Annotated in this window: 13 protein-coding genes and 1 pseudogene; 3 read left to right on the top strand and 11 right to left on the bottom strand. The window is 68.5% G+C overall.

The window, feature by feature from the left end:
* Nucleotides 1–41: 41 nt before the first annotated feature.
* The 9 genes from IE209_RS30330 to IE209_RS30290 all read right to left on the bottom strand — a co-directional run bounded on the left by IE209_RS30330 (nt 42) and on the right by IE209_RS30290 (nt 7,731).
* Nucleotides 42–1,043 (bottom strand): aldo/keto reductase, encoded by a 1,002-nt coding sequence (locus IE209_RS30330; RefSeq protein ID WP_017404468.1) that lies wholly within the window; start codon nt 1,041–1,043, stop codon nt 42–44.
* A gap of 78 nt (nt 1,044–1,121) precedes the next feature.
* Nucleotides 1,122–2,081: a Gfo/Idh/MocA family oxidoreductase gene (locus tag IE209_RS30325; protein ID WP_059400363.1), complete on the bottom strand. Its 960-nt coding sequence runs from the start codon at nt 2,079–2,081 to the stop codon at nt 1,122–1,124.
* Between the two features lie 40 nt (nt 2,082–2,121).
* Nucleotides 2,122–2,994, bottom strand: a complete 873-nt coding sequence (locus tag IE209_RS30320) for a class III extradiol dioxygenase subunit beta (protein WP_059400364.1) — start codon at nt 2,992–2,994, stop codon at nt 2,122–2,124.
* A gap of 1 nt (nt 2,995) precedes the next feature.
* Nucleotides 2,996–3,445 (bottom strand): protocatechuate 4,5-dioxygenase subunit alpha, encoded by a 450-nt coding sequence (gene ligA / locus IE209_RS30315; protein WP_059400365.1) that lies wholly within the window; start codon nt 3,443–3,445, stop codon nt 2,996–2,998.
* A gap of 12 nt (nt 3,446–3,457) precedes the next feature.
* The gene (locus tag IE209_RS30310; protein WP_059400366.1) at nt 3,458–4,378 is read right to left on the bottom strand and encodes an amidohydrolase family protein; all 921 of its coding nucleotides are present in this window, start codon (nt 4,376–4,378) and stop codon (nt 3,458–3,460) included.
* Nucleotides 4,375–5,307, bottom strand: a complete 933-nt coding sequence (locus IE209_RS30305; protein WP_017407889.1) for a DUF1932 domain-containing protein — start codon at nt 5,305–5,307, stop codon at nt 4,375–4,377. Before IE209_RS30305 ends, IE209_RS30310 begins: the two co-directional genes overlap by 4 nt.
* An 11-nt stretch (nt 5,308–5,318) precedes the next feature.
* The gene (ligK, locus tag IE209_RS30300; protein WP_059400367.1) at nt 5,319–6,002 is read right to left on the bottom strand and encodes a 4-carboxy-4-hydroxy-2-oxoadipate aldolase/oxaloacetate decarboxylase; all 684 of its coding nucleotides are present in this window, start codon (nt 6,000–6,002) and stop codon (nt 5,319–5,321) included.
* Between the two features lies 1 nt (nt 6,003).
* The gene (locus IE209_RS30295) at nt 6,004–7,038 is read right to left on the bottom strand and encodes an amidohydrolase family protein (protein WP_059400368.1); all 1,035 of its coding nucleotides are present in this window, start codon (nt 7,036–7,038) and stop codon (nt 6,004–6,006) included.
* Between the two features lie 33 nt (nt 7,039–7,071).
* Nucleotides 7,072–7,731, bottom strand: a complete 660-nt coding sequence (locus IE209_RS30290; protein WP_017404923.1) for a substrate-binding domain-containing protein — start codon at nt 7,729–7,731, stop codon at nt 7,072–7,074.
* Nucleotides 7,732–7,856: 125 nt separating this feature from the next.
* On the opposite strand from IE209_RS30290, the gene IE209_RS30285 reads away from it, so the two are divergent.
* The 3 genes from IE209_RS30285 (at nt 7,857) to IE209_RS30275 (ending at nt 10,968) form a co-directional block, all read left to right on the top strand.
* Nucleotides 7,857–8,768, top strand: a complete 912-nt coding sequence (locus IE209_RS30285; protein WP_017404924.1) for a LysR substrate-binding domain-containing protein — start codon at nt 7,857–7,859, stop codon at nt 8,766–8,768.
* A gap of 331 nt (nt 8,769–9,099) precedes the next feature.
* The gene (locus IE209_RS30280) at nt 9,100–10,266 is read left to right on the top strand and encodes an ABC transporter substrate-binding protein (protein WP_026062255.1); all 1,167 of its coding nucleotides are present in this window, start codon (nt 9,100–9,102) and stop codon (nt 10,264–10,266) included.
* A gap of 405 nt (nt 10,267–10,671) precedes the next feature.
* Nucleotides 10,672–10,968: a hypothetical protein gene (locus IE209_RS30275; protein WP_017404926.1), complete on the top strand. Its 297-nt coding sequence runs from the start codon at nt 10,672–10,674 to the stop codon at nt 10,966–10,968.
* Nucleotides 10,969–11,023: 55 nt separating this feature from the next.
* On the opposite strand, the gene fahA is transcribed toward IE209_RS30275, so the two are convergent.
* Both fahA and hmgA read right to left on the bottom strand, forming a co-directional pair.
* On the bottom strand, nt 11,024–12,346 hold the full coding sequence (gene fahA / locus IE209_RS30270; RefSeq protein WP_017404927.1) for a fumarylacetoacetase: 1,323 nt from the start codon (nt 12,344–12,346) through the stop codon (nt 11,024–11,026).
* Nucleotides 12,343–13,554 (bottom strand): annotated as a pseudogene (hmgA, locus tag IE209_RS30265) (homogentisate 1,2-dioxygenase); the annotation flags it as partial. The pseudogene hmgA and the gene fahA, both read right to left, overlap by 4 nt.
* Nucleotides 13,555–13,604 lie beyond the last annotated feature (50 nt).

Here is a 13,604-nt window from a genome sequence, read left to right as displayed (position 1 = left end):
ACCGCGAAGGCGGGCTCGCGGACGCCAGGGGCCTTCGCGGTTCAGAAGGCTTCGGTGTCGACCTCGTTCGCGCTCTGCGCGCTGTAGCGCTGGCCGACCACGGTAAGTTCGTTGATCAGAACGTTCAGCCGCTCGATCACCGCGGCGTGCAGCCGCATGTTGGCGGCGCCCAGGTCGTCCAGCAGGTGTTCCACGCTCGTGGTGCCGGGAATGGGGACGATGTGGCCGCCCTGGTGCAGCAGCCAGGCCAGGGCCAGCTGTGCCGGGGTGCAGCCCGCGTCCCGCGCGATCCTGCGGTAGCCGTCCAGCAGCTTCAGGTTGGCCGCGTAGGCCTCGGGCGCGAAGCGCGGCATGGCGCGGCGGATGTCCTTCTCGTGGAGCGCACCCACGTCCACGAGTTCGCCGCAGAGGAAGCCGCGCGCCAGGGGACTGAAGGCAACGAAGGCCGCGCCCAGCTCGCGGCACGCGTCGAGCACCGCGATCTCCGGGTTGCGCGTCCACAGCGAGTACTCGGTCTGCACGGCGGCGACGGGGTGCACGGCGTGCGCGCGGTGCAATGTGGCGGCGGAGACCTCCGACAGGCCGATGGCCCGCACCTTGCCTGCCGCGACCAGCCGCGACAGCTCGCCCACCGAGTCCTCGATGGGCACCTGCTTGTCCCAGCGGTGCAGGTAGTACAGGTCGATCACGTCGGTGCCCAGGCGGCGCAGGCTGTCCTCGCAGTTGCTGCGCAGCGTGGCGGGGCGGCCGTCGATCACGCGGCGCGTCACGCCGTCCTCGCCCTTCACGCCGGCCATGCCGCCCTTGCTGCACAGGGTGATGCGCTGGCGATGGGGCCGGAGGACGCGGCCCACCAACTCCTCGTTGGCACCGAAGCCGTACAGCGCCGCCGTGTCGAACAGCGTCACGCCGGCATCCAGCGCCGCCAGCAGCACGCGCTCACCCGTGTCGGCGGAGACGGGCGCGCCGTAGGCGTGCGAGAGGTTCATGCAGCCCAGACCGATGGCGCTGACTTCGAATGGGCCGAGGGTGCGTGTCTGCATTGCGCTTCTCCCAGGAAGAACGCCCGCGGCGCTTGCCGTGCAGGCAGTGGAAACGATACAGTGCCAAATGGCGCGGACTCAGTTGAGTTGCCGTTCCAGGCCGTTCAGCACCTGGTAGCACGGCAGGACCTGTGCCACGCTGGCATTGGGCTCCCGGCCTTCCTTGATCGCGGCGAAGAACTCGCGGTCCTGCAGCTCGATGCCGTTCATGCTCACGTCGACCTGGCTCACGTCCACCGGCGTCTCGGGGCCCTTGCTGTGCGACTGCACCAGGTCGTCGTAGCGCGCGATGTAGGTGGCGGTGTCGCCGATGTAGCGGAAGAAGGTGCCCAGCGGGCCGTCGTTGTTGAACGAGAGGCTGAGCGTGCAGATGGCGCCGTTGGCTGCCTGCAGCTGGATGCTCATGTCCATCGCGATGCCCAGCTCCTTGTGAATCGGGCCCTGGATCGCGTTGGCCTTCACGATCGGGCTGCCGGCCTGGTAGGCGAACAGGTCCACGGTGTGGGCGGCGTGGTGCCACAGCAGGTGGTCGGTCCAGCTGCGCGGCTGGCCCAGCGCGTTCATGTTGGTGCGGCGGAAGAAGAACGTCTGCACATCCATCTGCTGGATATTGAACTCGCCCGCCTTGATCTTCTTGTGCACGTACTGGTGGCTGGGGTTGAAGCGGCGGGTGTGGCCGCACATGGCGACGAGGCCGGTCTGCTTCTGCAGGGCGGCGACCTTCTCGCCGTCGGCCAGCACGTCGCACAGCGGGATCTCGACCTGCACGTGCTTGCCGGCTTCCAGGCAGGCGATGGACTGGCTGGCATGCATCTGCGTGGGGGTGCAGAGGATCACCGCGTCCACTTCCTTGATGGCCAGGCTGTCTTCGAGCTTGGTGGTCACGTGCTGGATGCCATACTTGTCGGCCACTTCCCGGGTCTTGGCCAGGTCGCGGCTGACGAGGGAGACGACTTCGACACCGTCGATGTTCTTGATGCCGTCCAGGTGCTTGATGCCGAAGGCGCCGGCGCCGGCCAGGGCTACTTTGATGGTCATGGTGGGGGTCCTTTACGGGTTGATTCGAAATCAGCCAGCCTCAGGCGGGCTGATTCTCCAGGATCAGGTGGCCCACCGCGGTGTTGCTGGCGGGCACATGGAAGAAGCGGTACACCACCTTGGGCGCAGGTCCGCCAGCGACGTCGGCCATGGCGCCGCGGGCGATGAGCCACATCACCAGCTCGATGCCTTCGCTGCCGGCCTCGCGCACGTATTCGATGTGCGGCACCTTGGCCAGCTCGGCGGGCTCGGCGATGAGGCGGTCCAGGAACCGGTTGTCCCAGTCCTTGTTGATGAGGCCGGCGCGCGGGCCCTGCAGCTGGTGGCTCATGCCGCCCGTGCCCCAGATCTGCACGTTGAGGTCTTCGTCGAACGACTCGATGGCCTTGCGGATCGCCTTGCCCAGCTGGAAGCAGCGGTTGCCCGAGGGCACGGGGTACTGCACCACGTTGACGGCGAACGGGATGACCTTGCAGGGCCAGCGATAGTCGGACTGGGGGGGCTGACCGAACATCAGCGACAGCGGCACGGTGAGGCCGTGGTCCACGTCCATCTTGTTGACGATGGTGAGGTCGAAGTCGTCCTGGATGACGGACTGCGCGATGTGCGCCGCCAGCGCCGGATGGCCGTGGACGGCGGGCACAGGGCGCGGGCCCCAGCCTTCGTCGGCGGGCTGGTACTCGGCGGCCGTACCGATGGCGAAGGTCGGGATCATGTCCAGGCTGAACGCGGTGGCGTGGTCGTTGAAGACCAGGAACACCACGTCGGGCTTCTGGGCCTTTTCCCATTCCTTGGAGAAGTCGTAGCCCGCGAACAGCGGCTGCCAGTACGGTTCCTGGGTCTTGCCCAGATCGATGGCGGCGCCGATGGCGGGCACGTGGGAGGTGTAGACGGATGCGGTGATCTTGGCCATGTCAGTTGCTGCCCGTGGTTTTATGGCCGGCCTTGCCTTGGGGTTGGTGTTGCGGCTGGGCGTCGCCGTCCTCGCCGAGAAAACGGTTGCCCTCCGGGGAGCGGCCGCCACCGACCATCATGTTGCGGTATTCCTCCTCGGTCATGCCGGTCATGCTGCCGGCCATCTGCTGGAAGCTCTTGCCGTCGGTGGCGCCGATCTTGGCCAGGAAGTAGATGTTGCCGCCCGTGCGCATGCACCAGTTGAGGTCGCGGGCCAGCACGGCCTGCTTCTGTTCCTCGGTCATGGCCCATTCGTCGAGGTAGGCGCGCTCGTCGGCCTTGAAGCGCTCGCGGTTCTCTGCCTTCATCAGCGACATGCAGAACTGGTTGAGCCAGTAGCCTTTGCGGGACTGCTCGGCATCGAAGATGATGGTGCCGGGCACGTCGAGGTAGGGTTTGTCGAGGGACATGGCGCGCTCTCCTTACTTCGCCTCTTCGGGCCAATACAGGCGCATGGGGTTGTCCACGAGCAGCTTCTTTTGCAGCTCGGCCGTGGGCGCGATGTGGGGGATGAAGTCCACCAGCAGGCCGTCGTCGGGCATGTGGTCCTTGAGGTTGGGGTGCGGCCAGTCGGTGCCCCAGAGCACGCGGTCGGGGAACTCCTCCACCACCTTTCGCGCGAACGGCACCACGTCCTGGTAGGCCGCCTGCTCGCCGTTGAGCGCCTTCGGCCCGGTGACCGACAGGCGCTCGGGGCAACTGACCTTGCTCCACACGTTGGGGTGCTGGCGCATGAACTTCAGGAACAGCTCGAACTCGGGCCCATCGATGGGCTTGGTCACGTCGGGCCGGCCCATGTGGTCCACCACCACGGTGGTAGGCAAGGCCGTGAAGAAATCCCACAGCTCGGGCAGGTCCACCGCCTCGAAGTAGATCACCACATGCCAGCCGAGCTTGGCGATGCGGCCGGCGATCTCCAGCAGCTCGTCCTTGGGCGTGAAGTCCACCAGGCGCTTGACGAAGTTGAAGCGCACGCCGCGCACACCGGCGGCGTGCAGGGCCTGCAATTCTTCATCGGTCACCGAGCGCTTGACCGTGGCCACGCCGCGCGCCTTGCCACCGCTGGACAGGCAGGCATCGACCATGGCGCGGTTGTCGGCGCCGTGGCAGGTGGCCTGCACCACCACGTTGCGGGCAAAGCCCAGGTGGTCGCGCAGCGCGTACAGCTCGTGCTTCGAGGCATCGCAGGGCGTGTACTTGCGCTCGGGCGCGTAGGGGAACTCCGCGCCCGGGCCGAACACGTGGCAGTGCGCGTCCACGCTGCCGGGCGGCACCTGGAAGCGGGGCTTGCTGGGTCCGGCGTACCAGTCGAGCCAGCCTGGGGTTTTCGTGAAAGTGCTCATGCGGTGGGTTCCTTGAGAGATTGCAACAGGCGGTCGGCCTCGGCGCGCCAGTCGGCGGCGCGCGCGAATCCCGGAGCGCCGCGTTCGCCGAACGACCCGGCGTCCGCGCGGTCCGCCATCCAGGCCTGGCGCTCGGCTGTGCCCTGCGCGGAGAAGGCGGGCATGCCCGCTTCGCGCACCGTGTTCGCGGACTCGTGCATCTCCTCGCTGCGGCGGCGGCCATGCTCGATCACGCGCTGGAAGAAATAGGCGCCCTGCTTCTCCCAGTCGATGCCGGGAAAGGTCTCCTGGAGCGAGGCGATGACCGCGTCCTCCACGCCGTAGTGCCGCGCGGCCGTGAAGCTCTCGATCACCATCGCCTCCAGGCCCTTGACCATCACGCTGCGGCACATCTTGGTGGCCGAGGCCACGCCCAGCCGGTCGCTGACGACCTTGGCGACGAAGCCCAGCGGCGCGATGGCCTCGGCCAGCGCCCTGGCCGAGGCGCCGCCCAGCAGCAGCGGGACCTTGATGCGGTAAGGTGGAATGCTGGTCATCACCGCGCCTTCGACGTACCGGGCACCGGCCGCATCAATCAGCGCGCCGGCCGCCTGCTTGGCACCCGGGGAGGCCGAGTTGAAGTCCAGATAGAAGGCTTCCTTGCGCACCTGCGGAGCGCACGCCCGGGCCACGTCCAGCGTCTGGCTGGCGGTGACGGCGCTGATCACGAAGTCGGCAGTGGCCGCGAGCCGGGCGTGGCTGTCGAGCAACTCGACGCCATGGGCCCGCGCGTGCTCCAACAAGGGCCGTTGTAGCGCACCGCCGAGCTTGCGGTCGTAGGCCGAGACGCGCAGCCCCTGGGCGCGCAGGTCCTCGCAGAGAATGCGGCCGACCTCGCCGTAGCCGACGAGGCCGATGTGCCAGTCCTGCGCCGATGCGGGGATGGGCATGGCGTAGGTCCTCAGTCGATGTAGCGCAGCCCGGCCTTTTCGAGCCCGGGGCGCATGTTGTACATATCCAGGCCGAGCACGCCCGAGGCGAGCTTGGCGCGTTTCTCGCCCTCGAAGCTCTCGCGCTTGCGCGCGGCCTCGAGCGTCTCGGCGGCGCGCGCGGCGGGCACGCAGACCACGCCATCGTCGTCGGCCACGATCACGTCGCCCGGCGTGACCCACATGCCGGCGCACACCACCGGGATGTTGACCGAGCCCAGCGTGGCCTTGATCGTGCCCTTGCTGGAAATGGCGCGGCTCCACACGGGGAAATTCATCTCCTGCAGGGTCTTCACGTCGCGCACGCCGGCGTCGATGATGAGCGCCCGCGCACCGCGCGCCTGGAACGAGGTGGCCAGCAGGTCGCCGAAATAGCCATCGGTGCATTCGGAGGTGACGGCCGCCACCACCACGTCGCCGGGCTGGATCTGCTCGGCCGCCACGTGCATCATCCAGTTGTCGCCGGGCTGCAGCAGCACGGTGACGGCTGTGCCGCTGACCTGCTGGCCGCCGTAGATGGGGCGCATGTAGGGCTTGAGCAGGCCCACGCGGCCCATGGCCTCGTGCACGGTAGCCGAGCCGAGGGCAGCCAGGCCGTCAGCGGCTGCGCGATCGGCGCGGGTGATGTTGCGGTAGACAACGCCTAATTCGTACATGTCAGAGCCCCTTTGCCTTCAGTCGTGAATCGAGTCGGGAGAACACGCGGCGCACATTGCCTTCGTAGATCTGGTGCTTGTCGTCGCCGCTCAGGATCTTCGACGCTTCGATGTAGCGCTTGGTGTCGTCGTAGTAGTGGCCGGTGGTGGGGTCGATGCCGCGCACCGCGCCGATCATTTCGGAGGCGAACAGCACGTTCTTCACCGGGATCACGGTGTTCAGCAGGTCGATGCCCGGCTGGTGGTACACGCAGGTGTCGAAGAAGATGTTGTTCAGCAGGTGGTCTTCGAGCAGGGGCTTCTTCATCTCCTGCGCCAGGCCGCGGAAACGGCCCCAGTGGTAGGGCACGGCACCGCCGCCGTGCGGGATCAGGAACTTGAGCGTGGGGAAGTCCTTGAACAGGTCGCCCTGGATGCACTGCATGAAGGCCGTGGTGTCGGCGTTCAGGTAGTGCGCGCCCGTGGTGTGGAAGCACGCGTTGCAGCTGGTGCTCACGTGGATCATGGCGGGCAGGTCGTACTCCACCATCTTCTCGTAGATGGGGTACCAGTGGCGGTCGGTCAGCGGCGGGCTGGTCCAGTGGCCGCCCGAGGGGTCGGGGTTGAGGTTGATGCCCACCGCGCCGTATTCCTTGACGCACTTCTCCAGCTCGGGGATGCAGGTCGCGGGGTCCACCCCGGGGCTTTGCGGCAGCATGGCCACGGGCACGAAGTTGTCGGGGAACAGGGTGGAGACGCGGTGGCACAGCTCGTTGCAGATGGCCGCCCAGGTGCTGGAGACATTGAAGTCGCCGATGTGGTGGGCCATGAAACTGGCGCGCGGCGAGAACAGCGTGATGTCGCTGCCGCGCTCCTTCATCAGGCGCAGCTGGTTGGTCTCGATGGACTCGCGCAGCTCGTCGTCGCTGATCTGCAAATCGGCGACCTTGGGCATGGCGGCCGGGTCCTTGATGCCGGCGATCTGCTGGTTGCGCCAGTTCTCCAGCGCCTTGGGTGCCGTGGTGTAGTGGCCATGGCAGTCGATGATGAGGCTCATTGCGTTGTGCTCCTTGGATCTTGGTGTTCGGGTTCAGGCAGGGTCCATGCCCTGGCGTTGCTTGGCTTCGGCCGCCGCTGGCGATGCGAAGAAGTCGAGCAGCGCCTTGGCGGCCTCGGGCTGCTGGCTGGAGGCAGCGACGCCCGATGAAAAAATGGTGGTGATCTGGATCGCAGGCGGCAGCGGGCCCACGATGGTGATGCCCTCCACGTGCAGCAGCTCGCTCAGTTGCTGGAAGCCGAGCTCCACATCGCCACGTGCCACCAGGGAGCCCACGGGCACGCCGGGCGGGGCCTGCACCATGCGGCCGGCCACCTGGTCGGCAATGCCCCAGCGCTCGAACAGTTTCGCCAGCGCCACGCCGCTCGGGCCGGTGGAATAGCTGATGCTGCGCGCGGCCAGCACGGCACTGCGCACTGCGTCTTCCGAGCCGATGTCGGGCAGCGGCGCGCCCGCGCGCACCGCCACGGCCACGCCGGAGCGCACCCAGTCGGTCCTGCTGCCGGCCACGACGGCGCCGGCCGCGATGAGCTTGTCGATGGCGTCAGAGGCAAGCACCACCACGTCGAAAGCCTCGCCGGCCTGCACCCGCTTGGCCGCGTCCACGCCGCCCACGGCCTCGATGGCTGCGCGCTGGCCGGTCTGCTGCTCGTAGGCGGCCAGCAGCTCGGCCAACACCTGGCGGGTGGCCATGGAGGAGATTCCACGAAGCGGAGCATTCATAGGATTGTTTGGTGGCTAAGTATTTTGGGGTATTCTGCTGCAATTCCAGCTATACAAGAAGTGGCGGATTGGTCTACCAGATATCTCATTTGTCGATGGATCTGAAGCAGCTCGAGTACTTTGTGCGGGTCGCCGAAATGGGCAGCTTCACCCATGCCGCGGCGGCCCTCGGCATGGCCCAGTCGGCCCTGAGCCGGCAGGTGCGCCTGCTGGAGGTGGAGCTGCGCCAGAACCTGCTGGTGCGCAATGGCCGCGGCGTCACGCCCACGGAGGCGGGCCGGTTGCTGGTCGACCATGGGCGGGGCATCCTGCACCAGATGGCCCGGGCGCGGGAGGACATGGAGCGCCTGCGCGGCGGCGTCTCGGGCGCCGTCGCCATCGGGCTGCCCAGCAGCGTGGCGCGCGCGATGGCGGTGCCGCTCATGCGCGCCTTCCGCAAGGAATTGCCGGAGGCTCGGCTCTCGATCAGCGAAGGGCTTTCGAGCGAACTCCTGAGAGGACTGGTCAGCGGTCGCCTGGACATCGTCGTGCTCTACAACGGCCAGCCGGTGCGCGATGTGGATGTGTCGCACCTCATGGACGAGGATCTGCTGCTCGTGCGCGCCCGCCCGCGCGGGCTGGCCGAGGACCCGCCGCCCGGCCCCATCGCGCTCGCCGAGCTCGCGCGGCTGCCGCTGGTCATTCCCTCGCGCCCCAACGCGATCCGCATGCACGTGGAAGCCGAGATGGCGCTCATCGGCTGCCGGCCCGAGATCGCGCTGGAGATCGACGGGGTCGCCGCCATCCTGGACATGGTGGCCGACGGGGCCGGGTACGCGGTGCTGCCGCGCAACGCGCTGCTCAATTCGCCTGTTCCTTCTGCCTACAGCGCCCAGGTCATCGGTGCGCCGCCGCTGCGCATAGCGCTGTCCCTGGCGACCAGCCTGCAACGCCCCGCCACGCAGGTCCAGAAGACCACGCTGGACCTGGTGCGGCTGACGGTCTCCGAAGTCCTCCGGCCGGCGTGAAGGCCCGGTCGGCCCGGCTCGGCGTGTCCGATGCCCGCCGGGCCGTCCGTGGTGACAGCCTTGCAGGCCACGGCCTTTCGGCGCATATGGCCCGGTGCGGCGCAGCCGCCCTCGGCGAGATGCAGGACGCATGCGGGCAGTACCCCGCCCGGCGATGCAGGCCTCTGTCCGTGCGGAAGTCGCACCCGCGCGGCGGACTCACATTGACTGAGACTCAATCTATCAAGCGCGCGACAAAGTGTTTAGAGTCGCCTCGCAAAAAGTCAGCGCGACCGGCCGGCGTGGGGCTGCGGCACCGATCGCGCGCACCAATGATGGAGAGAGGCAGACAATGAACACTGAACCTACGGGTACCGACCGAGCGCGGCGCCGCACCTTTTCGTGCATCGGAGGGGTGCTCGCAGCGGCGGCCGTCGGATTGCCGTTCCGAGCGCGGGCGGCGGCGCGCGAGATCCAGATCGCGATGCTGCTTCCTTTGCAGGGAGGACAGGCGCGCCAGGCCGAGATGATCAGGCAGGGCGTGGACGGAGCGCTCGAACAGGCGAACCGCGCTGGAGGGATCCGGGGGCAGCCCGTCAAGCTCCTGGCCATCGACAACGGGTACCAGGCCGAGAAGACCGTCGAGGCCATCGGGTCGCTGGCGGCAAGGGAATCCGTCGTCGCGGTGACCTCTTTGTTCGGCGGCCCGATCATCGGCGCCGCCATTCCGGCGGCGACCCGCGCGGGCGTGCCGATCGTCGGCGTGCTGCACGGAAACGATGCATTCCGCCGCCCGGGGACCGAGATCGTCACCCATGTGCGAGCGACGTTCGACGCGGAGACCCGCGCGATCGCCGCGTTGTTTCCCACCATTGGCCGGAGCCGCTTCGCCGTGCTGCACGCGACCGACAACTCGGGCACGGCGTTCCGCGCGCAGTTCGAGTCGGTGCTGAAGGCGCAGGGACTGCCGCTCGTCGCCGCCGTGCCCTATGCGCGGGACGCCACCGACTACACCGAGCAGGCGCGGAGCATCGAGCGCAGCGGCGCCGACGTAGTAGTGGTCGGTGGCGTGACCGCGACCGGGATCGCCGCCATCCGCGCCAAGGTGGCGACGAAACTGTGGGCGCAGATGGTCTGCCTTTCCACGGTCGATGAGCGCTCGGTGTGGGAGCAAGTGGGCGCCGATGCGGTTGGCACGGCCTTCTCCAGCGTCGTGCCGAACCCCTATGCGACGCTGCTTCCCCTGGCGCGCGAATACCAGGCAGCGATGAAGGCCCGGAACTACGACCGGCTGTCCCTCAGTTCGTTCGAAGGCTACATCAACGCGCAGGTGCTGCTGGAAGGCCTGCGGCGCGCACCCGGGCTGACGCGCCCCGCGCTCCAGGCCACCCTGCGCGCGATGCAGGGGGTGTCCCTCGGCGGCGTCTCCTTCTCCGCGCCGACCGAGGGAAAGATCGCCAGCGGCATCGACGTGGCCGACATCCTGGTGATGACGCACAACGGACGCATGCTGCGCTGAGTACGCGGCCGGGACGGCTCGGATCCCAGCGCCGCTGCGCATTGGCGGCCGCGCCGCCGCGCGTGGAGCGACCGGCCATGTGCCCCGGCCGTACCTGCATGTGCCTCGGGGCGCGGATGGGTCTGCGGCGCACGACATCCGCCGGCGGGAGAGGAGGGCCGCAGCGGTGGATCGCTTCCGGCCGTACCCGCGGATCCCCCGCGTCGGAGGGCGGCGCGGGTGCGTCCGGGTTTGCGCGAGATCAACATTCGTCCAGGACGCCGCCCGCGGCGGTTGACGGCCGGCCGCGGCAGGCCTAGATTAATAGTTAGGCGACTAACAAAAAATCGCCTGCGCCTGCGGAGACGGCAGAACCTGCAGGGCCGCCCAGCCTGCATCCGCCGACGATGGCAGAAAGGAACGATCATGGACAAGCTTCTGGGGATTCTCGTGATTTTGACGCTTCTTGGCGGTGCGGCCACGCTGCTGTGGCTGAACCTGCAACCCGAGTGGTGGAGGCTCCGGCATCCCGGCGCGCTGGAACTGCGGAAGTTCACCGCCCGGCGTCAGGTGCAGGCGGCAAGGACCCAGGACGACCTGCCGGCGACCCGGGCGGCGGAAGTCCGGTGCACGTTCTGCGACCACGCGCCGGCATGCGCGCAGCGCCTGGCGGCCGGGCACACGACGCCGGTCAGCGAGTGTCCCAACCTGCCTCGCCGCTGAATTGCAGGACGCGCCCGGGTGCCAGCTTGGCAGTGCAGGGCAGCGCGCGGCGAGGCTAGGGTGCGCGCTTCGGCGCGTGGATGGTGCTGGCGCATGCGCCGAAGCCGATGCGTCGCGCTCCGCTGCGTTCGCACCAGGCGCGCAGGATGACGGTGTCGCCGTCCTCCAGGAAGGTTCTGTGCTCGCCCGAGGGCAGGGCGATGGCCTGCCGTCCACCGGCAGTCCGCTCGAGGAGCGAGCCGGCCTGTTCTGGATGTGGCCCGGACAGCGTGCCCGATCCGAGCAGGTCGCCAGGCGCGAGGTTGCAGCCGCCGACCGTGTGGTGGGCCACGAGCTGGGCGGGGGTCCAGTAGGCGGCCTCCACGAAGCTCGAGCGCGACAGGCGCGCTGGCAGCAGGCCCGACCGGGCCATCGCCTCGGTCTGGAGCAGCACCTCGAGCTGCACATCGACCGAGCCGCTGGCCCGGTTCCGTTCGGAATTCAGATAGGGCAATGGCTCGGGGTCGCCGGGCGCACGCGGACAAGCGGCCCGGAACGGCGCCAGCGCCTCAAATGTCACGACCCACGGGGCGAGCGTGCTGCCGAAGTTCTTGGACAGGAAGGGCCCCAGCGGCTGGTACTCCCAGGGCTGGATGTCGCGCGCCGACCAATCGTTGAACAGCGCGACCCCGAACAGGTGGCTCTCGGCGCTGCCGATGGCAATGGGCTCGCCGCGCCGGTTGCCCGGGCCCACCAGGAAACCGAGCTCCAGTTCGTAGTCCAGGCGCCTGCTCGGACCGAATTCCGGGTCGCCGGCCTCGGCCCTGCTCTGGCCGAGCGGGCGGTAGATCGGTTCGCCGCTGACGACCACGGAGGAACTGCGGCCGTGGTACCCGATGGGAACCCATTTGTAGTTCGGAAGCAGCGGTGCGTCCGGCCGGAACAACCGGCCGACGGCGGTGGCATGGTGGATGCCGATGTAGAAGTCGGTGTAGTCGCCGATGGCCGCGGGCAGGGCGTATTCGGCCGAGCGCTGGGCAAGAAGGCATCCCTCCAACCTGCCGCGCTCCGTGGCTCCCGTGCGCAGCGCGCGCGAGAGCGCCAGGCGCAGCGCCGACCACGCGGCGGGCCCCATGGCCATGAAGTCGTTGAGGCGCTTGCGCGAGGCGGCCACCGCGGCATCCCGCGCATCGCCGGCGAGTGCGCCGCTGGCGGCCGCGGCGGCCAGGTCGAGGATCTGGTCCCCGATGGCCACGCCGCCCCCAAACGGCCCGGAGGAGCCGCGCCGGCGGAAGACGCCGAAGGGCAAATTCTGGATCGGGAAATCCGTCGTGTCCTCGTTCGCGGACCCGACCCAGCTGCGCAGGTCCGGCGCGTGGGTTTCGTTCACCCGCGTCATGGCCGCGCCGGATCGAAGTGCTTCCCGAGGTTCTGCCAGCAGCGGAAATAGTCCTCCTGCAGCTGGGCGGTCTCCAGGGCGAACGTCGTCGGCCTGAAGACGTCGCACGACTCGAACATGAAGGCCATCGTCTCGGTGAGGTAGTCCGGCCGGGAGGTGTCAGCGGCACTGGCCTTGGCGAAGGTGTCGGCATCCGGTCCGTGCGCGCTCATGCAGTTGTGCAGGGACGCGCCGCCGGGCACGAAGCCCTCGGCCTTGGCGTCGTAGGCCCCGTGGATCAGCCCCATGAACTCGCTCGCGACGTTACGGTGGTACCAGGGCGGCCGGAACGTGTTCTGGGCCACGAGGATGCGCGGCGGGAACACCACGAAGTCGATGGTGTCGACGCCCGGGGTGTCGCTGACGGACTGCAGCACCAGGAAGATGGACGGATCGGGATGGTCGTAGCTGATCGAGCCGATGGTGTTGAACCGCCGCAGGTCGTACTTGTAGGGCGCGTGGTTGCCATGCCAGGCGACCACGTCGAGCGGGCTGTGGCCGATGCGCGCGCTCCACAGGTTTCCCTGGAAGCGCGCGACCAGCTCGAAGTCGCCTTCGCGGTCTTCGTAGGCCGCGACCGGCGTGCAGAAGTCCCGGGGATTCGCCAGCCCGTTGGAGCCGATGACACCGAGGTCCGGCAGCTTGAGGGCGGCGCCGAAGTTCTCGCACACGTAGCCCCGCGCCTGGGCGTCCAGCAGCCGCACCTGGAAGCGCACGCCCCGGGGGATCACGGCGATCTCCTGGGGCTCGAGCTGCAGACGGCCCATTTCCGTTGCCAGCTCGAGGCGACCAGCCTGGGGCACGAGGAGCAGCTCCGCGTCGGCGTCGTACAGGAACCGCGTCTCCATCGACCGGTTGGCGGCATAGAGGTGGACCGCGCAGGACGCGTTGCACGCCATCGTCGTCATGCCCTCGATGAAGTCCGTCGGCCGCTCGGGCATAGGAAGCGGGTCCCAGCGCAGCTGGTTGGGCGTCACGGGGCCGTCGCCGGCCCGGCTCGTCCACCGTCCCGCATCCACGAGGGCGAAAGGATGGTGCAGCGTCGAAGGCCGGATGCGGTAGAGCCAGGCGCGGCGGTTGGCGTGGCGCGGCGCGGTGAACGCCGTGCCGGAGAGCTGCTCGGCGTACAGGCCGTACGGCGCGCGCTGCGGGGAGTTGCGCCCATGGGGGGGTCTCCTCGTTTTCAGTGCAATAAGTGACGGTACGAAAAGCTAGCACT

Origin of the sequence: Pseudorhodoferax aquiterrae (genome assembly GCF_014652235.1) — a bacterium.
GTDB classification, from domain to species: Bacteria; Pseudomonadota; Gammaproteobacteria; order Burkholderiales; family Burkholderiaceae_C; genus Pseudorhodoferax; species Pseudorhodoferax aquiterrae.
The sequence above is the reverse complement of the archived record's forward strand: the minus strand, read 5'-3'. Positions and strand labels throughout refer to the sequence as shown.

Bases quoted from the DNA above. Each gene is read 5' to 3' on its own strand.
- IE209_RS30330 (WP_017404468.1), bottom strand. From the start codon at position 1,043: ATGCAGACACGCACCCTCGGCCCATTCGAAGTCAGCGCCATCGGTCTG.
- IE209_RS30325 (WP_059400363.1), bottom strand. From the start codon at position 2,081: ATGACCATCAAAGTAGCCCTGGCCGGCGCCGGCGCCTTCGGCATCAAG.
- IE209_RS30320 (WP_059400364.1), bottom strand. From the start codon at position 2,994: ATGGCCAAGATCACCGCATCCGTCTACACCTCCCACGTGCCCGCCATC.
- ligA (WP_059400365.1), bottom strand. From the start codon at position 3,445: ATGTCCCTCGACAAACCCTACCTCGACGTGCCCGGCACCATCATCTTC.
- IE209_RS30310 (WP_059400366.1), bottom strand. From the start codon at position 4,378: ATGAGCACTTTCACGAAAACCCCAGGCTGGCTCGACTGGTACGCCGGA.
- IE209_RS30305 (WP_017407889.1), bottom strand. From the start codon at position 5,307: ATGCCCATCCCCGCATCGGCGCAGGACTGGCACATCGGCCTCGTCGGC.
- ligK (WP_059400367.1), bottom strand. From the start codon at position 6,002: ATGTACGAATTAGGCGTTGTCTACCGCAACATCACCCGCGCCGATCGC.
- IE209_RS30295 (WP_059400368.1), bottom strand. From the start codon at position 7,038: ATGAGCCTCATCATCGACTGCCATGGCCACTACACCACGGCACCCAAG.
- IE209_RS30290 (WP_017404923.1), bottom strand. From the start codon at position 7,731: ATGGCCACCCGCCAGGTGTTGGCCGAGCTGCTGGCCGCCTACGAGCAG.
- IE209_RS30285 (WP_017404924.1), top strand. From the start codon at position 7,857: ATGGATCTGAAGCAGCTCGAGTACTTTGTGCGGGTCGCCGAAATGGGC.
- IE209_RS30280 (WP_026062255.1), top strand. From the start codon at position 9,100: ATGAACACTGAACCTACGGGTACCGACCGAGCGCGGCGCCGCACCTTT.
- IE209_RS30275 (WP_017404926.1), top strand. From the start codon at position 10,672: ATGGACAAGCTTCTGGGGATTCTCGTGATTTTGACGCTTCTTGGCGGT.
- fahA (WP_017404927.1), bottom strand. From the start codon at position 12,346: ATGACGCGGGTGAACGAAACCCACGCGCCGGACCTGCGCAGCTGGGTC.